The 21,525-nt window shown below is 37.8% G+C and carries 24 protein-coding genes and 1 tRNA gene; 2 read left to right on the top strand and 23 right to left on the bottom strand.

Annotation, left to right across the window (positions count from 1 at the left end; all coding sequences use genetic code 11):
- Positions 1–9 precede the first annotated feature (9 nt).
- Positions 10–1,191 (top strand): M28 family peptidase, encoded by a 1,182-nt coding sequence (locus J2Y40_RS16545; protein ID WP_310000179.1) that lies wholly within the window; start codon positions 10–12, stop codon positions 1,189–1,191.
- Between the two features lie 134 nt (positions 1,192–1,325).
- Here the strand turns inward: J2Y40_RS16545 and J2Y40_RS16540 are convergent, their stop codons facing one another.
- The 14 genes from J2Y40_RS16540 to J2Y40_RS16475 all read right to left on the bottom strand — a co-directional run bounded on the left by J2Y40_RS16540 (position 1,326) and on the right by J2Y40_RS16475 (position 12,631).
- Positions 1,326–1,868, bottom strand: coding sequence for a hypothetical protein (locus tag J2Y40_RS16540; protein WP_153392103.1), 543 nt, complete (start codon positions 1,866–1,868; stop codon positions 1,326–1,328).
- 78 nt (positions 1,869–1,946) lie between these two features.
- Positions 1,947–2,534: a bifunctional phosphoribosyl-AMP cyclohydrolase/phosphoribosyl-ATP diphosphatase HisIE gene (gene hisIE / locus J2Y40_RS16535; protein ID WP_153392101.1), complete on the bottom strand. Its 588-nt coding sequence runs from the start codon at positions 2,532–2,534 to the stop codon at positions 1,947–1,949.
- Positions 2,531–3,283: an imidazole glycerol phosphate synthase subunit HisF gene (gene hisF, locus J2Y40_RS16530; protein WP_153392099.1), complete on the bottom strand. Its 753-nt coding sequence runs from the start codon at positions 3,281–3,283 to the stop codon at positions 2,531–2,533. The genes hisIE and hisF overlap by 4 nt, the downstream gene beginning before the upstream one ends.
- Positions 3,276–3,998, bottom strand: coding sequence for a 1-(5-phosphoribosyl)-5-[(5-phosphoribosylamino)methylideneamino]imidazole-4-carboxamide isomerase (hisA, locus tag J2Y40_RS16525; RefSeq protein WP_153392097.1), 723 nt, complete (start codon positions 3,996–3,998; stop codon positions 3,276–3,278). The genes hisF and hisA overlap by 8 nt, the downstream gene beginning before the upstream one ends.
- 2 nt (positions 3,999–4,000) lie before the next feature.
- Positions 4,001–4,579: an imidazole glycerol phosphate synthase subunit HisH gene (hisH, locus tag J2Y40_RS16520; protein ID WP_153392095.1), complete on the bottom strand. Its 579-nt coding sequence runs from the start codon at positions 4,577–4,579 to the stop codon at positions 4,001–4,003.
- Positions 4,576–5,670, bottom strand: coding sequence for a bifunctional histidinol-phosphatase/imidazoleglycerol-phosphate dehydratase HisB (hisB, locus tag J2Y40_RS16515; protein ID WP_310000170.1), 1,095 nt, complete (start codon positions 5,668–5,670; stop codon positions 4,576–4,578). Before hisB ends, hisH begins: the two co-directional genes overlap by 4 nt.
- On the bottom strand, positions 5,667–6,698 hold the full coding sequence (gene hisC / locus J2Y40_RS16510; RefSeq protein ID WP_310000167.1) for a histidinol-phosphate transaminase: 1,032 nt from the start codon (positions 6,696–6,698) through the stop codon (positions 5,667–5,669). Before hisC ends, hisB begins: the two co-directional genes overlap by 4 nt.
- A gap of 5 nt (positions 6,699–6,703) precedes the next feature.
- Complete coding sequence (gene hisD, locus J2Y40_RS16505) at positions 6,704–7,978, bottom strand: histidinol dehydrogenase (RefSeq protein ID WP_310000165.1); 1,275 nt, start codon at positions 7,976–7,978, stop codon at positions 6,704–6,706.
- A gap of 2 nt (positions 7,979–7,980) precedes the next feature.
- The gene (gene hisG / locus J2Y40_RS16500) at positions 7,981–8,838 is read right to left on the bottom strand and encodes an ATP phosphoribosyltransferase (RefSeq protein WP_153392087.1); all 858 of its coding nucleotides are present in this window, start codon (positions 8,836–8,838) and stop codon (positions 7,981–7,983) included.
- A 254-nt stretch (positions 8,839–9,092) separates the two neighbouring features.
- Positions 9,093–10,190, bottom strand: a complete 1,098-nt coding sequence (locus J2Y40_RS16495; RefSeq protein ID WP_310000162.1) for a glycosyltransferase family 1 protein — start codon at positions 10,188–10,190, stop codon at positions 9,093–9,095.
- Positions 10,191–10,315: 125 nt separating this feature from the next.
- Positions 10,316–11,128 carry a 2,3,4,5-tetrahydropyridine-2,6-dicarboxylate N-succinyltransferase gene (locus J2Y40_RS16490; protein WP_310000160.1) on the bottom strand — a complete coding sequence of 271 codons (813 nt, stop codon included), beginning with the start codon at positions 11,126–11,128 and terminating at the stop codon, positions 10,316–10,318.
- Positions 11,129–11,234: 106 nt separating this feature from the next.
- Entirely contained in the window at positions 11,235–11,612 is a 378-nt protein-coding gene (locus J2Y40_RS16485) for a DUF2255 family protein (protein WP_310000158.1), read from the bottom strand.
- 105 nt (positions 11,613–11,717) lie between these two features.
- Positions 11,718–12,044: a LytTR family DNA-binding domain-containing protein gene (locus J2Y40_RS16480; RefSeq protein WP_310000156.1), complete on the bottom strand. Its 327-nt coding sequence runs from the start codon at positions 12,042–12,044 to the stop codon at positions 11,718–11,720.
- Between the two features lie 17 nt (positions 12,045–12,061).
- Positions 12,062–12,631: a C40 family peptidase gene (locus J2Y40_RS16475; protein WP_153399745.1), complete on the bottom strand. Its 570-nt coding sequence runs from the start codon at positions 12,629–12,631 to the stop codon at positions 12,062–12,064.
- A 153-nt stretch (positions 12,632–12,784) separates the two neighbouring features.
- Between J2Y40_RS16475 and J2Y40_RS16470 the strand changes: the two genes are divergently transcribed.
- Positions 12,785–13,435 (top strand): hypothetical protein, encoded by a 651-nt coding sequence (locus J2Y40_RS16470; protein WP_310000154.1) that lies wholly within the window; start codon positions 12,785–12,787, stop codon positions 13,433–13,435.
- A 145-nt stretch (positions 13,436–13,580) separates the two neighbouring features.
- On the opposite strand, the gene J2Y40_RS16465 is transcribed toward J2Y40_RS16470, so the two are convergent.
- The 9 genes from J2Y40_RS16465 to J2Y40_RS16425 all read right to left on the bottom strand — a co-directional run bounded on the left by J2Y40_RS16465 (position 13,581) and on the right by J2Y40_RS16425 (position 21,523).
- Positions 13,581–13,955 (bottom strand): hypothetical protein, encoded by a 375-nt coding sequence (locus tag J2Y40_RS16465; RefSeq protein ID WP_153392075.1) that lies wholly within the window; start codon positions 13,953–13,955, stop codon positions 13,581–13,583.
- Between the two features lie 472 nt (positions 13,956–14,427).
- On the bottom strand, positions 14,428–15,153 hold the full coding sequence (locus J2Y40_RS16460) for an HNH endonuclease (protein WP_153392074.1): 726 nt from the start codon (positions 15,151–15,153) through the stop codon (positions 14,428–14,430).
- Positions 15,154–15,785: 632 nt separating this feature from the next.
- A tRNA-Ala gene (locus J2Y40_RS16455) sits at positions 15,786–15,859 on the bottom strand.
- A gap of 164 nt (positions 15,860–16,023) precedes the next feature.
- The gene (locus J2Y40_RS16450; protein WP_310000150.1) at positions 16,024–16,332 is read right to left on the bottom strand and encodes a hypothetical protein; all 309 of its coding nucleotides are present in this window, start codon (positions 16,330–16,332) and stop codon (positions 16,024–16,026) included.
- A gap of 253 nt (positions 16,333–16,585) precedes the next feature.
- Positions 16,586–17,227 (bottom strand): hypothetical protein, encoded by a 642-nt coding sequence (locus J2Y40_RS16445; RefSeq protein WP_153392070.1) that lies wholly within the window; start codon positions 17,225–17,227, stop codon positions 16,586–16,588.
- Between the two features lie 119 nt (positions 17,228–17,346).
- Positions 17,347–18,330 (bottom strand): hypothetical protein, encoded by a 984-nt coding sequence (locus tag J2Y40_RS16440; RefSeq protein ID WP_310000147.1) that lies wholly within the window; start codon positions 18,328–18,330, stop codon positions 17,347–17,349.
- Positions 18,331–18,429: 99 nt separating this feature from the next.
- Positions 18,430–18,846, bottom strand: coding sequence for a hypothetical protein (locus J2Y40_RS16435; protein ID WP_310000145.1), 417 nt, complete (start codon positions 18,844–18,846; stop codon positions 18,430–18,432).
- Between the two features lie 30 nt (positions 18,847–18,876).
- The gene (locus tag J2Y40_RS16430) at positions 18,877–20,466 is read right to left on the bottom strand and encodes a beta-carotene 15,15'-monooxygenase (protein ID WP_310000143.1); all 1,590 of its coding nucleotides are present in this window, start codon (positions 20,464–20,466) and stop codon (positions 18,877–18,879) included.
- Positions 20,459–21,523, bottom strand: a complete 1,065-nt coding sequence (locus tag J2Y40_RS16425) for an HlyD family secretion protein (protein WP_310000141.1) — start codon at positions 21,521–21,523, stop codon at positions 20,459–20,461. Before J2Y40_RS16425 ends, J2Y40_RS16430 begins: the two co-directional genes overlap by 8 nt.
- Between the last annotated feature and the right edge of the window lie 2 nt (positions 21,524–21,525).

Below are 21,525 nucleotides of genomic sequence, written 5' to 3'. Positions count from 1 at the left end.
ATTATATATATGAAAAAACTCACCACCATCGCACTGGCATCATTTGCATTTCACTGCATCGGTGCCCAAAGCCTTATTCAGGCTTACAAAAACAGAGCTGATATGGTTTCCCAAACCAATATCACCACCAGCCTTCAGGAATTTGCCAATTTAGGTATTAAAACAACAGGTTCGGTAAATAATGCCAATGCACTTACCTGGATCAAAAACAAGTATCTTTCTTACGGTTATTCCGCATCTCAGATCGTAGAAGATCCTTTTACATTCAGCGGGACAAGTTCCAAAAATTTAGTCATCACTAAAACCGGAACGGTCTACCCTAACAAATATGTGATCATCTGCGGGCATTTTGACAGTCTTAACGGCCCTGGTGTCAATGACAATGGCAGCGGAACTTCTATTATTCTGGAAGCCGCAAGAATTCTCAGAAATATCCCTACAGAATACTCTATTAAATTCATTCATTTCTCAGGGGAAGAACAGGGATTGAAGGGCAGCTATCATTACGCCAACAACATTGCCTATCAAGGGAATACCCGGGTATTGGATATCAAGCTGGTCTTTAACCTGGATCAGGTAGGAGGTGTTATGGGCAATAATAACAATGTGGTCTACTGTGATCAGGATCAGGGTGGGACAACAAGTAACAATGCTGCTTCAGCTGCTGTAACCCAACAGCTTAGAAATTGCACCACACTATACTCTCCTCTTCAGACTGCCGTAGATCCGGCTGCAGATACAGATTATATTCCGTTTGAAAGAAAAGGGGAAGTCATTACCGGTTTCTTTGAAAGAATAAGAAGTTCTTACCCTCACACTACAGCTGATACATTTGCCAATACAGATCCGGTGTATATCTACAAAATAGGAAAGGCAACTGTGGGAGCCCTTCAACATTTTGCCGTTGCTACTACTGTCAGTTCATTAATGGGAACAAAGGAAAATAATTCAAAATCGATTGAATCTGTCGTGATTTATCCTAACCCTTCCAAAGATGTGATTTCAATTCAGCTTCCTGATGTGAAGACCAAAGATCTGAGCTTTGAAATCACTGATCTTTCCGGGAAATCACTCCTTAAGAGAAATAATGAAACTGAAATTAATGTTTCAGAACTTGCCAACGGAGCTTATATTGGCATTATTAAATCTGGAGATCAAACAGCAGTGCGTAAAATATTAATAGACAGATAATTGAAAACGCTAATATAAAGTATAAAATAACTAAAAAAGCAGGGATTATTTTCCTGCTTTTTTAGTATCTACAATCGTTATTTTTGTGAAAAATATAAAGAAGTAATAATCTGAAAATCTCTTATTCCTTTCAGTTATTTCACTTCTATTGTTTTAAAAATCTCTAAAAAAGTTTTTTGATTAGCCTTACTCAGATCACTGCTTATGATGGCAAATTTATTTTTGTGACGGTCTATACTGTCAAAATAAATTCCTATTGAACCTTTATTCTCTTTTTTAGGAAGCATAACCTGTCCTATATTTTTGTTGATGGTATCGTAGTAATAGTAATTATCGTTGTAAATCCCATTTTTATAATCTTTTTCAAAATTCTCAGAATAATAAATCCGGGTTTCCTTAGACTTTACTTTATCATATATTTCTTTTTCTTCAGTAAGAGAATAGTCCTCCACAAAAGGCTGGTAGTAAGTACCTCTATAAACGGAGCCTACTATCTTTTGGCCTGAGAGAATATCATAAACTTCTGTGTCTGTACTTTTTGCTTTCACCAGTGAAAAAGAGGACGGTATTTTAAAGCTTACGTTACCTATTTTTTCTGTTTTGAAAGTAGTACTCCCCTTTTTCTCACAAGAGTTGATGAGCAGGAGAAGAGTTGCTATATAAAGGAATTTATACATTTTGGCATTAGTTTTTAGATTGTATAGCTGTAAATATACCTGTTTTTTAACAATCCATAAAACACTAAAGGTCTTTACTTATCTGTCTCTGCTCTGAAGAATATCTTCAATCTCTTCCAATGTATGACCTTTAGCTTTGAGTAAAATCAGAAAATGATACAGAAGATCGGCCGCTTCGTTTTTGAATAAATCCTGATTATTATCTTTGGCTTCAATGACCAGTTCTACAGCTTCCTCTCCTACTTTCTGAGCGACTTTATTAATACCCTTCTGATAAAGAGAATAGGTGTATGAACCATCTTCCTGGCTATCAATTTTATCAGAGATTTTAGCTTCCAGTTGATATAGGAATCCTTTTGAATTCTTTTCACCAAAGCAGCTGAAACTTCCGGTGTGGCAAACCGGACCTGCGGGAACTGCTTTAATCAGAATGGTATCCTGATCACAATCTAATTTTATGCTTTCTACTTTCAAAAAATTTCCGGATTCTTCTCCTTTCGTCCAAAGTCTGTTTTTGGAACGACTGAAAAAGGTAACCTTCCCTTCTCTTTTTGTTTTTTCAAATGCTTCTTCATTCATATAGCCAAGCATAAGCATCTGAAGTGTTCTGCTGTCCTGAATGACAACCGGTACAAGACCATTGCCTTTATTGAAATTAATTTTCATCGTATTGCAATTTTTTGGGATTTTAATATTTGTTTTAATTCTGATATGGGTACTTCATTGAAATGGAAAATACTGGCCGCCAACGCTCCTGTGGCTTTTGTTTCCTGAAAAACCTTAGCAAAGTCCTCTGCTTTTCCGGCTCCACCGGATGCAATTACAGGAATCTGCACACTTTCTGATACCAGTTGAGTGATCCGCAGGTCAAATCCGGCTTTTGTTCCGTCTCCGTCCATAGAAGTCAAAAGAAGCTCTCCAGCTCCCAAAGCTGCGGTTTCTTTAGCCCAATTGATGGTATCCAGACTGGTAGGCACACGCCCCCCGCTGATGTAAACCAGATCTTTACCCGCAGAAAACCGGGTATCAATAGCTACAACTACACACTGACTTCCGAATTCCTTCGCCAGCCTGTAAACAAGCTGTGGATCTTTTACCGCTGAGGAATTGACACTGATTTTATCTGCTCCGGCCTCCAGAAGCTTTCTGACATCTTCTACAGAGGAAATTCCGCCTCCTACCGTAAAGGGTATGCTCAGTTTTTCAGCAATATCTTTTACCAGACTTACAAAGGTCTTCCTTTTCTCTATGGTAGCCGTAATATCTAGGAAAACCAACTCATCGGCTCCATCCTGTTCGTATTTTATGGCAAGTTCTACAGGATCTCCTGCATTGCGGAGCCCTTCAAAATTGATTCCTTTTACTGTGGTTCCGTCTTTGATATCCAGACATGGGATTATTCTTTTTTTAAGCATTATCAATCAGTTTCTGAAGTTCTGTGAATGTTATTTTTCCTTCATAAAGCGCTTTTCCGATAATCGTTCCTGAACATCCGATCTCTTTCATCCTGTACACATCCTCAATGCATGAAATGCCTCCGCTTGCTGTAAGACTTACCGAAGTTTTCTTCAGAATTTCTTTATAGAGTTCCTCAGACGGGCCTTCCAACATTCCGTCCTTAGCAATATCGGTACAGATGACCTGCTGAATTCCCAGTTCCTGATACCGCAGGAGAAAATCAATAATGTCATCACTGCTTTCTTCCTGCCAGCCGGAGATCTTTATTTTCCGGTGGTGGCAGTCTGCCCCTAAGATGATCTTTTCACTTCCGTATTTTCTAATCATTTCAACACTGAATTCAGGATTCTGAACCGCGATACTTCCAAGGGTTACCTGCTTTGCTCCCGAATCAAAAGCAGTTTCTATATCTTTTTGTGTTTTCAAGCCGCCTCCGAAATCAATGTGCAGCGAAGTTTCTTTTGCTATATTTTCCAGGACTTTCTGATTGACGATATGTTTGGATTGGGCCCCATCAAGATCAACAAGATGAAGAAACCGGATTCCGTAACTTTCAAATTCCTTAGCCATTTCCACCGGATCTTCACGGTATACTTTTTTTGTGCTGTAATCACCTTTTGACAGTCGTACACATTTTCCGTCAATAATATCAATAGCTGGTATAATTTTCATTTCTAAAGGTTTAAAAAGTTTTCTAAAATCCTGCGTCCCACAATCCCTGATTTTTCCGGGTGAAACTGAACAGCATAAAAGTTATCTTTCTGCAGCGCTGCACTGAACGGCAGAATATAATCGCATGTTGCCACTGTAAACTCCGACAGGCTGCAGTAATAGCTGTGTACAAAATAAACATCAGTGTTTTCATCAACTCCCGAAAAAAGAGGTGATTTCAGATCTGAAACCGTATTCCAGCCCATGTGAGGAACAAGATCTTCAGGCGGAAACCTTTTAACCTGAGTATCAAAGATTCCCATTCCTTCGGTTCTTCCTTCTTCATTCTCTGCGCACATCAGCTGCATTCCAAGGCAAATTCCCAGAACAGGCTGTTTTAATGTGGGAATAAGCTTATCAAGGCCTTTTTCCTGAAGGTTTTTCATGGTGGAAGAGGCTTCTCCTACCCCCGGAAAAATGACTTTATCAGCCTGCAAGATCAATTCAGGATCATCGGTTACTACAGAATCTGTATTCAATCGCAGTAATGCATTTTGGACGGAACTTACATTACCTCCGTTATATTTTATTATGGCGATCATAAACTTCCTTTGGTTGAGGGTAAATTATAGGAATCATCAGATTGTTTCACTGCCATCTTCAGGGCTTTTGCAAATGCTTTGAACAAGGATTCTATCTTGTGGTGCTCGTTGTTTCCTTCTGCTTTAAGGTTCAGATTAGACTTTGAGGAGTCTGTGAATGATTTAAAAAAATGAAAAAACATTTCAGTGGGTACGTCTCCTATTTTTTCTCTTGTAAATTCAGCATTCCAGACCAGCCACGGGCGTCCTCCGAAATCTATTGCCGCCTGCGCCAGGCAGTCGTCCATCGGAAGCAGAAACCCGTATCGTTCAATTCCTTTTTTATTACCCAATGCTTTCAAAAATGCTTCTCCCAAGACAATTCCCGTATCTTCAATCGTGTGGTGTTCATCGATTTCCAGATCTCCTTTTGTGGTAATTTTCAGATCAAGACCACCGTGTCTGGCGATCTGATCCAGCATATGATCAAAAAAATGCAGTCCTGTTGAAATTTCTGAACGGCCTTTTCCATCAAGGTTTATTTCTATTTCTATATCTGTTTCATTGGTCTTTCTGCGGACTATAGCTTTTCTTGATCCGTGTTTTAAAAACCTGTAGATCTCTTCCCATTTTGTAGTGGTTAGTGTGGCCCCTTCATTAAAGTTTTCATTTATAAAAATAGCTTTAGACCCCATATTTTCAGCTAATTGAATATCGGTAATTCTATCTCCAATTACATAGGAATTTTCCAGATCATACTGTCCGTATCTATATTTTTCAAGCATTGCCGTTCCCGGTTTTCGGGTTGGTTTATTTTCATGTTCAAAACTGCTGTCAATCAGGATATCGCTGAAAAAAATCCCTTCATTTTCAAAGGCCTTCAGCATCTTTTCGTGAGGTTTTATAAAATTCTCATAGGGAAAGCTATCTGTTCCCAAGCCGTCCTGATTAGTAACCATGACCAGTTCATAATCCAGCTCTCTGGCTATTTTTGAAAGATTCTGAAAAACACCGGGATAGAATTCCAGCTTATCCAGTGAATCGACCTGAAAATCTTCCGGCGGTTCAATGATCAGCGTACCGTCACGGTCTATAAAAAGGACTTTTTTCATGAGTTGATTTTTTTCAGGGTATCAATTAATTTTATATTTTCTTCACGGTTTCCCACATTGATCCTGATGCATTCCGGAATAGCAGGAGCTCTTTTACTGGTTAAAATTTCCTCTGAAAGCATTTTTTCATACACCTGTTCTGCATTTTTCATTTTAATCAGGAAGAAATTGGCATCGGTAGGGAAAACCTTTTCAATACATTCAATATTCTGAAACTCCCCGATCAGCCACTCTCTTTCCTGAAGAGTATTTTCAACGTTCTCTTTAAGTCTGTTTTCATCATTTAAAAGATTCAGAATCAGTTCCTGGCTCAATACATTGATGTTATAAGGAGCTTTTACGGTGTTGATAAACCGGATGATCTCTTCTGAAGCATAGGCAACACCTACCCTTGCACCGGCTGTTCCCCAGGCTTTTGAGAAGGTCTGAAGAATAATCAGATTAGGATATTGTGACAACAGTTCTATGCCTGACCGTTTCCCGGAAAATTCAATATAAGCTTCATCAATCACTACAATTCCGTCAAAATTTTTAACAAAAAACTCAATGTCTTCCACACTGTTTCCGGTTGGATTATTAGGGGAACACAAAAAGAAAATCTTGATATCTCTTTCCCGGGTCTTTTTTAAAAACTCATCTTTTACCATTTCAAAATTCTCATCCAGATCGAGCTTCAGGACTTCATTCTCATTCACCATGGCATAAAAACCATACATCGCAAATGACGGATTCATCATAAGAATGGCATCTTTTTTAGGTTCACAGAATACTTTGACAATCAGATCGATAAGTTCATCGCTTCCGTTGCCTACCGCAATCTGTGCTGGTTGTACCCCTTTTATTTCTGCCAGCTTATTTTTAAGCTTTTTCTGAGTTGAATCCGGGTATCTGTTGAATTCTCCGAACGGACATTCATTGGCATCCAGCATAACCGGAGCATTAAACTCATTATGATCTCTGAAACTGATATAAGGCTGTAGTGCTATAATGTTTTTTCTTACTAAATTATTGAGGTTAAAATCTTTCATTTTTATTATTTTAATCTGATGGATACTGCATTTTTGTGAGCGAGAAGGCCTTCTGCCTCTGCCATAATTTCTATTGTTCTTCCAATATTCTGGAGCCCTTTTTTAGTCAGATGCTGGAAGGTGATTTTTTTGACAAAACTATCAAGTGAAACACCGCTGTAATTCTTTGCAAAAGCATTGGTAGGCAATGTGTGATTGGTACCGCTTGCATAATCTCCGGCACTTTCGCAGGAATAGTTACCCAGGAAGACTGAGCCTGCATTTTCTACTATCGGAATATACTTTTCAAAATCTTCCATAGCCAGGATAAGGTGTTCCGGAGCATACAGATTGCTGAATTCAACGGCATTTTCAAGGCTTTCTGTCAGGATAAAACAACTGTGCTGTAATGCCTGGCGTGCGGTTTCACTTCTCGGAAGTTTCTTAAGTTGTTTTCCTACAGCTTCTATCGTTTCATTGAATACTTTAAAATCGGTAGTGATAAAGACCACCTGGCTGTCACTTCCGTGTTCTGCCTGGGAAAGCAGATCTGCTGCACAGAATTCAGGAACGGCTTTATGATCTGCGATGACCAGAACTTCGCTTGGTCCGGCCGGCATATCCACAGCAACCCCGTAACGCTGAACATATTCTTTTCCTGCAACTACAAACTGGTTTCCGGGGCCAAAGATCTTATAGACTTTCGGAATACTTTCGGTTCCTAAAGCCATTGCCGCCACTGCCTGTGCACCCCCTGTTTTATAAATTTTAGAAATTCCGCAAAGCTGTGCGGTGTACAGTATAGCCGGATTGATACAGCCATTCTGATCGGGAGGTGTACAAAGAATAATTTCCTGACAGCCTGCAATATTGGCAGGTATGGCGAGCATCAGAACGGTTGAGAATAAAGGAGCAGTTCCTCCCGGAATATAAATTCCGACTTTTTCTATAGCTCTGTTTTCTCTCCAGCAGACCACTCCGGATGTGGTCTCTATCTTTTCAGTTTCCTGTATCTGTGAAGTGTGGAATTTTGAGATATTCTCTTTTGCCTGCCCAATTGCTTTTTTTAAATTTTCACTGATCTGTCCTGCAGCATTTTCAATTTCTGCTTCTGTTACTGCAATTTGGGGTGTCTCGGCTTTATCAAATTTCTTATTAAACTTAATAAGAGCCTGGTCACCATTTTTTTCCACAGCTTCAAATATTTCAGCAATCAGCCCGGAAATCTCTTCCCGTTCAATGACAGGGCGTTTGGTAAGCTCCGGCCATGTTTTCTTTTCTGGATATCTGTATATTTTCATCTTTATATCACCATTTTATCGATTGGAATAATTAATATGTCCTGGGCTCCGTTTTCCTTCAGCTCGTCAATAACATCCCAGAACCTTTCTTCATCAATTACTGAATGAATGCTGCTCCAGCCTTTCTCTGCCAGCGGAATAACAGTCGGACTTTTCAATACCGGAAGTACAGAAGCAATGTCCTGAATTTTTTCATTGGGAACGTTCATGAGGATATATTTTGAATTTTTTGCTTTTAAAACAGCTTTAATTCTGAACAGAAATTTTTGCAAAACGGCTTCTTTCTCTTCACTGAGGTTTGAGGTCTTTGCGAGAACAGCTTCTGATTTCATAAGGGTTACGGTTTCTCTTAACCCATTTTTAAAAAGTGTGCTTCCGGAACTTACAATATCACAGATCCCGTCTGCAAGGCCTATGTTAGGAGCTATTTCCACTGATCCTGAAATGATGTGAATCTCTGAATTGATTCCCTTTTCAGTCAGAAAACTGTTAAGGGTATTTGGATAAGATGTTGCAATTTTTTTACCCTGGAAATAGGAAAGATCATCGGTTTCAATGTCTTTCGGAACAGCAAGAGAAACCCGGCATTTGGAAAACCCGAGTTGTTGAACAATCCGGATATTTTTCTGCTTTTCAGCTAAAAGGTTTTCTCCTACAATGGCAATATCCACCACTCCGTCTTCCAGATATTGCGGAATATCGGAATTTCTGAGATAGAGGATTTCCATCGGAAAATTGTCTATGGATACTTTAAGCTGATCTTTCCCATTGTTCACAAAAATTCCGCAATCTTTGAGAAGCCGTAAGGACTCTTCATACAGCCGGCCGCTTTTCTGAACTGCAATTTTTAATTTACTCATTGTATTCTTTTTTGAATCTGAGTAAATGAGAACTGATCTGTTGGAAGTTTCTGAGAAGAAGAATTCAGGAAACAAAAAAACCGTCTATTTACTCAGACGGTTTTTAATTATTTTGATTTTTAACGTAGGTATATACTAATCAATTCCGTCTTTGCAGAGATGATAGTAGTAATGATGTACTGTTAAAAAATTCGGTTTCATTATTTTGAATTGTGGTACAAATGTAGGATTTATTTTTAAACTTCAAAGTTTTTTTACATTAATTTTTTATAAAGATCCATCAGCTGAGTGGCAATCGGTTCGTCATTAAATTTCTGCACAAACTCAAAACTCTTTTCTGCACGGCGTTTTCTTTCGGACTCATTATCCCAGAGAAATTGTATTTTGGCTTTAAGGTCCAGATAGTTTCCGGGATCTACATAAACCGAATCTTTTCCACCAGCTTCGGGAAGGCAGCTTGTATTACTTGTGATGGTAACAGTTTTCGAGAAAAGCGCTTCTATAACCGGGATTCCGAAGCCTTCAAAGAAACTTGGATAGACAAAAATATCAGCCAGTTTATAAATGACAGCCAGTTCATCCATTGAAACTCCTTCGAGGAAATAAATCTGTTTTTCCATTTTATTTTTCCGGATGAAATCAGCTACTTTTTTATAGTATTGGGTTTTTCTTCCGACTACTACAAGCGGTATTTCTTTTCCCTGAATGGCTTTAACGATGCTCAGAAGGTTTTTCCGGTCTTCTATGGTTCCTACATTCAGAATAAAATGCTGCGGAAGCCCGAATTTTTCCTTTACAGCAAGAATCTGCTCATCGGTCTGCTGTTCTTTGAATGCTTTATGACAGCCCTGATAGATCACTTCAATTTTTGTTTCCGGAACTTTCAGGTAATGGATGATATCTCTTTTGGTCTGTTCTGAGATGGCTATGATTTTATCTGCCGTTTCAGCGGCTTTTTTAAATTTCCAAAGGTGGATTTTTCTGTCAAAAAAGGAATAATACTGAGGATATCTCATGAAGATCAGATCATGAATGGTCACGACTTTTCTGATCGGTTTTTTATCCCATTTCAAGGGCAGTTCACCGGAAAGTCCGTGAAAAATATCAGCATCCTGCTTCTGGGCATCTTTTCCCATTTTAAACTGGCGGGAGAACTTTCCTTTTGAGGTTTCCACAAAACGGACATCAGGTCTTTCCAGAATATCCTTACCCCGTTCTGAAGTGTTTTTATTCAACAGGAGGTATTCATTTTCTGGATAATACTGAGACAGGATCCTTACCAGGTCCCGTGAATAATTGCCCAATCCGGACGTATTATGAAAAAAACGTTTTGCATCGAAGGCAATTTTCATGTTCATGTTTTTCAATAAGCTTTTTTAACCTTTCAAAGGTATCAATAAAATAAACCCTAAATGTATATTCAGGGTTTTAATATGAGTTTTAAGAGTAAATCTTTAAAAAATTAAAGAAATACAGTTTATACGGCTACATTATTTTCTCTCAAAGCATCGTTAAGAGAGGTCTTTTTATCTGTAGATTCTTTTCTCTGTCCGATGATCAAAGCACATGGAACCTGATATTCTCCAGCCGGATATTGTTTGGTATAGCTTCCAGGAATTACTACTGAACGGGCAGGAACTCTTCCTTTGATTTCTACCGGCTCACTTCCGGTTACATCGATAATTTTTGTAGAAGCGGTTAATACTACGTTTGCACCCAATACAGCTTCTCTTTCTACGTGAACTCCTTCTACAACGATACATCTTGAGCCAATGAAACAGTCGTCTTCAATGATTACCGGAGCAGCCTGAAGTGGTTCCAATACTCCTCCAATTCCAACTCCACCACTTAAGTGTACATTTTTCCCGATCTGGGCACAGCTTCCAACAGTTGCCCAGGTATCTACCATCGTTCCTGAGTCTACGTACGCCCCGATATTTACGTAAGAAGGCATCATAATTACTCCTGAAGCAACGAAAGAACCTTGTCTGGCGATTGCATGTGGTACAACTCTCACTCCTTTTTCAGCATAATTTTTCTTCAAAGGAATTTTGTCATGAAATTCAAACGGGCCTACTTCAATGGTTTCCATTTTCTGAATCGGGAAATACATTACTACAGCTTTTTTCACCCACTCATTCACCTGCCATCCGTTTTCTACAGGTTCAGCAACACGAAGTTCACCGGTATCCAATAAAGAAATAACCTCTCTTATCACCTTCTGGCTGTCTTCATTCTGTAATAAATCTCTATTATCCCAAATGTTTTCAATTGTTTGTTGTAACGACATGTTTCTTGTTTGATTTTTAATATAAATTATCTCTGGAAAACGTCTCAGTTTTCAGGTGTTAAAAGTACAAAAGATTGTTTTAGTATACAAATGAGATGTAGAGGATCTAACCGTAGATTTCAAACTCCATAGTACGGCTAATATGCTCTTCCCGGATAATTCCTCTGGAATATTCAATATTTGAGCCTGTATTATATTTTGTTAAATAAGCCTCAGTGATTTCGGAAGTCAGATCTGTTATATCATCAGGAACAGCGGCTTTAATGTTAAATATTTCATCTCCGCATCTAATCTGTCCTTCAGGTTCTTTTAGAAAAGTATTGTACCAGCTTTTTTCTGCCAGGCCCCATGATCGTGCAAAAATCCGTTCGTTAACCACAACCATCCAGATCTCCAGAAATGTTTCTCTTTCTTTTCCTGCTTTTATCCCTGTAATGTTATGAGTATTGATATAGTGCAATGCTGTGTTTTTGTTCTTGCTCATTTTTAAAATTTTCACAAATCTATTATGGAAAACAGGATCTCGAAATTTTATTATGCAGTTGGGTATTTATTTTATGCAGAATGACATTTATTTTATGTACAATATTTACAGCAGCATGGTATGAAGCGCTGTGATAAGACATTCTTTGTAGCTTTTGGCAACTGTAATTTTCTGTCCCCGGCATACGAGCTGATTATCCTCAAAATATTCAATATTGCTTAAATTAACAATGTATGAATGATGAACCCGCATAAATTCATCGGGAAGGCTTTCAATAAGATCCTTAAGGGTTTTATAGTAGATATGCCTTTTATCGTCTGTGGTATTGATTTCTACATAATTCCCCAGACCTTTTATAACCGTAATGTCTTTATAAAAAAGTTTGACCAGTTTTTTGTCTGTTTTGATAAAAGCAAAGCTTCGGTTCTCCATTCAGACGGCTTTTGTTATTAAAGAATTCTTTGGGCGTGTAGATAGGCTTTGTTCCAGTATTTTTCGTTTAATGACGAAATAATAACTCCTTTTGATGTGGAAGCGTGAATAAATTTCACTTCTCCATCGGCTCCGATATCATGAACAATACCCACATGGGAAACCCTGCTTCCGCCTGCCGTTGCAAAGAAGAGAAGGTCCCCCGGTTTTACCTCATTAATGTCTATTTTTTTTCCGGCCTCAGCCTGATCAGTAGATCTTCGGGGAAGTGAGAAGTCATTTTCCTCAAACACTTTTACGGTAAATCCGGAACAGTCGAAACCGGAAGAGGTATTTCCTCCGAATTTATACGGAGTTCCGATATATTTTTCTGCATCTTTCAGGATATCACTGATGGATCTGGATACTTTTCCGTCAAATTTTGAATCAAGCTTTCTGAGGTTCTCCGTTCTTGTTACGGTTTTTGAACCTGTATTTTTCTTTGATGAAGCCGTTTTTGAAGCTCCACACGAAACGGCTACAGCAGAAGCAATCAGTAATACGGAAAGCTTCTTTAATCTTAAGTTTTCAAATAATCCCGGTACCATAGTCATCTGATTTTAAATGAAGTAACTAAACATGCACAAATATACATTTTTATCTTTTAATTATATAATAACTATACTACAACTATAGTATAAATATATGTTAAAATTTTAATTCTGTATATTTATTCCTATATTTGAGTCCAATTTTACAGTATGGCAACGTATGAAAGTTTAATAAAGATCACAGGAACCGTGGGCGATCTGGTTTTTTACAGCCTGAACGGGAAAAATGTGGTCCGTAAGAAAAGCGGATTCAATAAAAAAGCTTTTAAAAAGAGTCCTTCATACGAGAAAGTACGACAGAACAGCTCTGAATTTGGGCATTGTTCTAAAGCGGGAAAGCTTATCCGGAGCTGTATTGACGGATATATTAAGGAAGCAGGTGATCCTCTGCTTTATCAGAGTTTCGCAAAGCTGATGACGGATATAAAAGATCTGGACATGGTTTCAGAAAGAGGAAAAAGAAGCGTAGAAAAAGGCCTTATGACGGAAAAAGGGATAGAACTGTTAAAGGCATTCAAATTTGGAAATAAAGAGATTATTTCCACAGAAACCAGGATTTCCACGGAGCTTCAACATACTATACTTTATACGCCTAAAAATGATGACATTCACGAAATAGCATTCATTACTATAAAGCCGGATTTTGAGAAATACACCGTTGAATATATTGAAGAATCTCGTGTTTACACTAAAGAAGGGAAAATTAATTTTAAAAATCATTTTCCGGATGAGGGCCTCCTACTCTATTTCCTTATTATCAAAAATAAAGATGGGGACATTTCCCGAATGGGATTTGTGTAGATTTTAAATTTGAGGTTGAGTTGAGATTTAGAATTTCAATGTGGGGACAGGAATTTTTCCTGTCCTGGTTTGAAGTGTCCCTTCGGGACTTTGTCGTTTGATTGAAGAAATAAAAAAGTCTGCAGGTTGATCTGCAGACTTTTTTTTATTGTTTATTTTTATTTCCTGACCAGGTTCCGGTTCTTGTTGGAGTAGGAACTGAGTTTGACCAGCTTCCGTTTCCACTACCTTCTCTTGTGAGTGCTCCTCTGAACTCTCCGTCTGAAGGAAGACCCACTACAGTGGTTAAATCTCCGGTATCTGTTAAATGACCTGAAATAGTATAGTTTTCATTATTTACTTCAGAATGCATGGTTCCGGATACTTTACCGTCACTTGCTACCACAAAGTTCCAGGTTCCTTTATCATTGCCATCGTATTTCCCTGACCATGTTCCGATAAAATCGTAAATAGTGTCATCATCAGAGCTACATCCGATAAATAAAAAAGCTGTCAAAAGAAGTAAAAAAAGTTTCTTCATAGTTCTAATAGTTTTATACCCTAATCAAATTGGATTGTTTTCTTATTTATTGTTCATAAACAGAGAACAGAATTAATATGTTTATTATTGTTTAATGTCGTGCAAATCTACTAAATTTTTCATTCAGATTATCTGAATTTTAATCAGCCGTTTATATTTTTATGAATAAGCAGCATATTTTGGCTAAAATACAATTATTTTTCAAATGGAAGCTGATGAAGGAGATTTTATATGAAGAGGGTGTTTTTTGATGGTTTTATAATTTAATGTTAAGTTTGATTGTTGACATTGGTGATTTTAGATGACAAAGGAGAGAATCAACTGCATTGATTTGATGAAGTGATATAAGGAGTGGTTTGGATTTTTTTGCAATCTGAGTTGATCGCCGGGTTTTGAAATTATTAATAACGATCTGTTTAATAAGAATAGGTTGGCATTTAAATAAATTTTACACTAATCTCCTTAATGAAATTTACATAATAAATCCATTGGGAGCCTTTATTGTAAAATTACTAAATCCACCACCACAAGGTAACTTAAGCCCATTTTCACGATGAATAGTAATAATCTTTCCTTTTATGAATATTTTACCTCTTATAAAATTTATTGTATTTGGTGTTTCGAATCTAATTTCTATAAAAATTTTGTAAAAACTTTCTCTTATGGTTATTCTTTGTCCTACATATTGAATATCCCACAAACCAATGTTCATAACCAATTCGTTATTTACGATTTTGAGTATCAATTTACCAAACGGATCTTGTAATTCAATATTTAATAAATACATTTGATCTTTAAATATTATTTTTATTGGCGAAGCATGATCTATTGTAAACGGGATTAGATAATCATACAGATCATTTTTAGTCATTGAAAATCTCATAGAACCAAATACTACATTTGCACTATCTCCAAAATAGTATAAAGTTTTAGGTTTTGTAATGCCTGATCTTAAATTGTATGGATTCTTATTAAATTCTTCAACAATGAAATCTGGAAGCCTCTTTGATGTTTTTTCTGAATGATGTTCACTACAAAGTAAAGTTATTTCTTCAGCTTTATGACGTCTGACTTTTGCCCAGCCTAATAAATGATCATATTGATATATTGGATTACCACAAATTACACAACCAAAACCACATCGTTGGCGAACTTCTCTTTTAATAGATGATTTTATTGCTGGTCTATTTTGACTCATAAATGGTTATTTCTATCAAATATAACAAAAGCCCTCTTAAAAAGAAGGCTTGCAAATTATTGCAGAACTACGGGCTTTATAGAACCGGATTTTCTGGACCATTTGCGAAACATAGAGAAATCAGAATCAGTAGAAGGTGGTAATTATTTTTTTATTATACTTTTTCTTGAAAAAAAGTATACAAAATTCAAGACTGGAATCATCCGCTAAAAATTGATATTGACTCCTAAAATTTCCAAACTCGCATGGTTCAGATGGTGCTTCTTCGGGTCTAAATACGAGCCATGCTCAGACAGTGGAAATTTTTTAACGGATTCAATCTCAATTTTTTTAACGCTCCTGCTTCCTAAGTCGATTAATCTGCCGCAGTATACCCCATTTTGTCCTTAATAAAAACTCAACAGTATTATCTGATATTTTCAAAAATGTAAATTATCTACAACCTTGTATTTCAAAAATAAGCGAAGCACCTTTGTTTATCCTAAAAACGCTTTGCTATTATTCATTTTTGTCTACCATAGCGATTAATAAAAAAGTATTCTCCCCCAACTGATCTCTAATCAGTTTTGCACATCATCAATCGTCAAAAAAACAAAAAGGGCTGTAATCAATTAAATTACAACCCTTTTACGTGGAGAATACGGGATTCGAACCCGTGACCTTTTGACTGCCAGTCAAACGCGCTAGCCAACTGCGCCAATCCCCCAGCTTTGAAGCGGTACAAAAGTAAGTATTTAAACGGTATATGCAAATATTTTATCAAATTATTTTCTTAAAAAATACAAATACCTGGTGGTATCAAAAAATCAAATTCAGATAAAATACTGTATTTCAAAGATAAGCGAAACGAATCTGTATTTTAAAAATGTTTCAGTCTTTCTCCCAAAGCCTTCTTTTTTTCAAATGATCAAGCTTATGAAGCTGAGAATTGATTTCAATATAAAGACTGTCCGGGGTTTCTTTCAGTATTTTTACCTGATAACCGGGATCTATTGCTGTTTTTGAATTTGGGTCGAAAAAAGCATCTGATTGTTTCGTTGCTACTATTTTTTCCGCAAAATCATAATATCTGATGATAGAATAGCCATGCCGGCTGACTTCGATGCTGTATTTACTATCGCTTATCGCCCTTCGACTACTGACAATACCTTCTTTCGTGATATTATAAAAGATAAGCACAAAGCCGGTAATGAGGTATAAGAGTACCAGTACAAACAGTTTTTTCCTCGGAAAGAAAACATATAAGCTGATCAATCCCACAACCGCTAAGGGATAATGAGTTCCCCACAGGAGAGACTGATGTCAAAAAAATATTGCAGCAGCAAATCACTAAACATAATAAGCAGCATTATGGTGATAAGGCTGAGCAGTATCTTTTGGAACACGGTTAAAGGCTTTTTCATAAATATCTGATTGGTATAGCTATGATTTTTTACTGTTCTTTAAAAACTCTCCGTTCCTTATACATTTCTTTATTAATTTCTATAGCATAATTCCGGTTGAGTTTTGCCGTCAGTTGCGGAGCTGCATCGGTTTTTTTCAGGCAAAATTCAAAAGTAGGCTCCATATCGTCCATTATTTCGCCCCAGTGATAGGCAGATTTTTCAAAATTCTGCTGTGTAAGTCCTGCCAAAATCTCAACCGAATACCATCCATTTTCTATGTCCGCAATGGCATATCCATTATTTCGATGAAGCGCTAAGAGTCTCTCAACGGTCTCTTCAGTAAAGTTCTGTAAATATCCTATGGCAAAGGCACAAAAAACACCATTTTCAATTTTTAAGGGATAATCGCTTTCCCTAAACTGGAAATCGTTTTGTTCTTCTTCCAACACCTTGTATGTTTCATCCAAATTGAGATAAATGGTGTGTGGTACAATCTCGCAGCCTTCCAGCGCTATCATAATACCTTCACGGACCACATTGTCACCGCTCTCATTCGTCGTAAACTCGGTCAGCAGGTTATCCGAAAGATGATTCCGTTTTTTGAACGCTAACAAAGCATACGGATCTGCTGCAATAAAATAATTCATGCCGTTGGTAAGACAGCAGTTGAATTGGAATATCTTGTTCATGGTGTTTGATTTTATGTTTTCAATTTACGGAATCATTTTACAGACAACACAGATCTTTTATTGGATAGCTAATAAAAATCGCAGCTTTTAATCTTAGGGAAAATTCCGGAGATCACACACTACTTTACAAAATCAAGGTCATAGTATTTCATTCCATTTTCTCCAATGAAGACCTGTGCGCTTTTATGCAGATCAGGATTTTCTACGACGGCTGAAAAGACTTCAAATTCTTTTCCTTGATCTGAGACAGTTGTGGAATATCTGAAACTTGAAAATTCATTTTCAATAGATTTTCCGGAGCTGATCATATAATAAAAAGCGATTGTTCCGGTAGTGGTTCCCGGTTCTGTATAAGCAATATAATTCGGCATTACTGCCAGATATGAGTATTGTTTGGATTCGAAAACAGTTTTTCCATCATGCGTAATTACTCCTTTATCGTTGCCCTGTTTTATTTTTATATAATAGCACTTTTTGGAAGGTATCCAGACCGCAGACTGGTAACTAATCTGCCCATCATTAAGCATGAATGTTTTTGTTTTGGGAAGAAACAGTCCTTCACTTTTTCTCTTTCCTTCTGAAAAGGATTCAATGTGAAAATAAGTGTTATTGGCAGAAACGACGTTGAGTTCTACAGCTTTGTATTTATTTCCGAATTTTTCCTTAAACATTTTCAGAACCTCTTCCCTGCTATAGCCAGACTGCTGAGGATAATCGGCTGGATATACCAACCCGCTTTCTTTTGCGGAAGTATTTAACTGCCGTCTTTGTGTCTCTTTGTAGTTTTTATCATAGTAGATCAGTTCATTCCCGCTTTTTGCAATCAGATGCTCCCCGCTGCCGAATATAGGTTGATCAGCCAGAGGAGAAATCACCGTTTGTAATGCCTGATTCATAAGCCCGAATTTTCCATCTTTTTCTATGGAATATCCATTCAGTTTAGGCTTAAAAAAGGAAATATCATTATATTGAGGTTCCAGTTTTATTTTTCCATGAATGTCACACAATCCAAATTTCTCATTTTTATTATAGGGAATAAGATCCTGTGCACTGGCATTGGACAGAGCACTGCCTATCATGATAAAAAATACAGTCAATCTCATAATCAAAATTTACGCTTAAATATACGAACAATCTTTTTCTGTACAATTTACTCCCCTTCATACACTGACCTAATCTCTTTCGTTTTCCCAATTTTAAAATTACCTCCAGCTTCCCTGTAAAGAGACTTCCAGGTTTTCGCTTTTAACTTCCATATCTATCGGGAAAACAATCTTATAATTGTCCATATTGACGGAGCAGTTTCCGATATATCCGGTAACGTCACCCCAAAGCTCGATATGATAAGACTCTGCATATAAGTTCATCTCCGGTGACGGATGGACTTTAAGAACAACCGGAAGCGGAAGACTATTTGGATAGGTTTCCGTCTGGGCAATACTGGTAGGAATTTCATCTTTGAAAACCTTGATGTAGAGGTTCTGCTCCGGAAGTGATTCACGTCGTGCATATTCCGTAAGTTTCACCGTTTTTAGCTGAAAAGTCCGGTCATCATTTCCACAGGAAAAAAGAAGAAATACCAGTGAAATAAGAGAGAAAATTCTGATTATTTTATTCATTATTATTTATTTAAAAGAAAGAGTAATAACTTATGCCGGCGACAGGCGTCTTGATTTCAGATACAGTGCTGTACGGTTCAGATAAGGAAAAAGAAGAATCAATAGCAGGGATACGAAAAGAATCCAGACCATCATTTCATAATAATCCATGGCAAAGCGAACCTGGCTCTGTACATTCATCCTTGCAGCTAAAAGCTTATCCGCTCCTTTCAACGCATAATCTTCAGGCATTCCTTTGCTGCTGAGTTTTGCCGTCTGGCTGTGAATAAAGTTCCTAACGGCAGGATCTATTTCGCTGAGATGGTCCTGAAAAGCATTATAATGCCTGCTTTTTTCAAAAAGTTCAAAAAAATTGATCAGGGCAATGCTTACACAAAATCCCAGATATCTGATGGCAAGCGCTGTTGCAGCCGCAGAAGGCCCGATGGATGCAGGAACTGAAGAAATAATGAAAATAATGGTAGGCACCATAATCAACCCTACTCCTAACCCTTGGATAAACAGCGGAATATAATAGTTGAACTCATCCGCCTGCACATCAAATGAAAAATACATCACCGCATGAAATACCAGGAGCAGCAGGAAACCCGGTCCCCAGATATACCGTATGTTCTTCTTCTGAAGGACCATACAGCACGCAATGATTACTCCTGCAACCAATCCCAGAATATTAAAAATATTGATATAGGAAAGATAAAACGGGTCAAAATGAAGTGCGGAAATAAAGTAATTATTAGTAATTCCCGATGCAAAACGACAGATGTACATGACAAAAAGAATGACGAGCCCTACTTTAAAATTACGGTATCTGAAAACACGCAGATCAATATAAGGCCTTTTCATGGCTTTCTGACGAAATATAGATAAAACCGACAGAACCGCAATGGCTATTACACTTCCTAAAATGCGTTTATCTTCCAGCCAGTAATATTCCTGTCCGAAAATCATGATATAGCCGATAAGCACCAGCATCGCACTGTAGAGGGCAAAGCTTTCCCAATCCAGTTTGTATAAAGGAAATCTTGCACTGATCCGGTAATGTCTCATGGCAGCAGCCAGAAAAATAAATCCCGGTACATATAAAAATATCGCTCCCTTGTAGATGATATTAAAATTATAGGAATCGATGAGGTTTGCCGTAATCAGGTTATTGAATGGCAAGGCGCAGATGAGAATTCCGAAAAATACGGAAAAGCTGATCTCCCGAGCTCTTTCACTGCTCAGCCTTGTAAAAATTAAAGTTAATGACAGGTTGACATTACAGGCAAACAGCATTCCCTGGAGAAAACGTACAGGAAAGAGAGCATAAATTTCCTTCGTACAATAACATATCAGGCATGCTGTGATCTGCAGCGTCATGAATAAGAGAAAGTATTCTTTGGCGGCAAGAAAGCTGAAAAACCTTCTTTCCAGGCTATAAAATCCGACATATCCGGCATAAAACAAAGCTACAGAAAACTGAATATCAGCCGGCTCACAGCCGTAATATCCTGCTGCTGCATTGACATTCGCCAAAGGAAGAAAAAATATGGTGATTCCGGGAAGGGTCATCAGGAAAAGAATGATCTTAATGAGCCATTCGGGGATCCAGCTTTTAAAAAACGGAACTTTTCTAACCATTGAAACGTTTTTTCTGGGCATATACATTCACATTCATTCCCACTTTAAGAACCTCTATATCTTTTCTCTTTCCATCTATTCTGATCCTTACCGGAATACGCTGTACAATTTTCACATAATTCCCTGTAGAATTATCCGGAGGCAGCAGGGAAAAGCTGGAACCTGTAGCCGGAGACAGGGAAATGATCGTCCCCTGAAATTCCTGATCGGGATAGGAATCCGCTACAATCTTTACATGATCCCCGATATGCATATCCCTGATCTGTGTCTCTTTATAATTGGCAACCACCCATTTATCTGTTTCATTATTCACGATGAAAGCAAGCGTTTCTCCGGCATCAATCATTTGCCCAGCTTCTACGGTTCTTCTTCCCATTCTTCCGTCATAAGGAGCCGTAATTACCGTGTAGCTTACGTCAAGTTTATGACGGTCCAGCAGCGCTTCCAATTTTGCAATTTCTGCCCGTACCACTGTTTTTTCAGCCTGGATATCATTAATTTTAGATCGGGAAGCCGCATAGTTATCCTGCGAAGATTTATAATCGCTTTTATTGACGTCCAATCCGGCTTTGATATCTTCAAGGCGTTGTCTTGTTGCAGATTCTTCATTGTAAAGATCCTGGTATCGCTTATAGTCAAGCTCCTGTTTCCAGACCTTGGCTTTACTGGCTTCAACCTGTGCTAAGGCAGAAGCCGCTTCTTTTTCAGTTGTGTGGGTATTGCTTTCCAGCACCCTTAGCTCTGCGCGGGCTTTTTGGATTGCAGCCTGTGTCTGCTCCTGCTGTAATTTATATTCACGGTTATCGATGACCAGAAGAGTATCGCCTTTTTTGACTTCCTGGTTCTCCTCAAATTTAACATCAACAATGAATCCCCCGGCTCTTGAAATAACAGGATTTACATACTCCTGAACCTGTGCATCATTGGTTTGTTCATATTTGTAAAAGCTAAAAAGGCTGATAATGCCCCATATGGCAAGTCCTGCGACTATAAAAGTAGCTATCCATCCTGTAATTCTGGTAATGAGTCTGTCTGTGGGCGTGTATTTTTTTTTCATTG

The sequence above is a fragment of the Chryseobacterium sp. 2987 genome, from assembly GCF_031456375.1.
In the GTDB taxonomy this organism is placed as follows: domain Bacteria; phylum Bacteroidota; class Bacteroidia; order Flavobacteriales; family Weeksellaceae; genus Chryseobacterium; species Chryseobacterium vaccae.
This window is presented reverse-complemented; position numbering and strand designations above follow the sequence as displayed.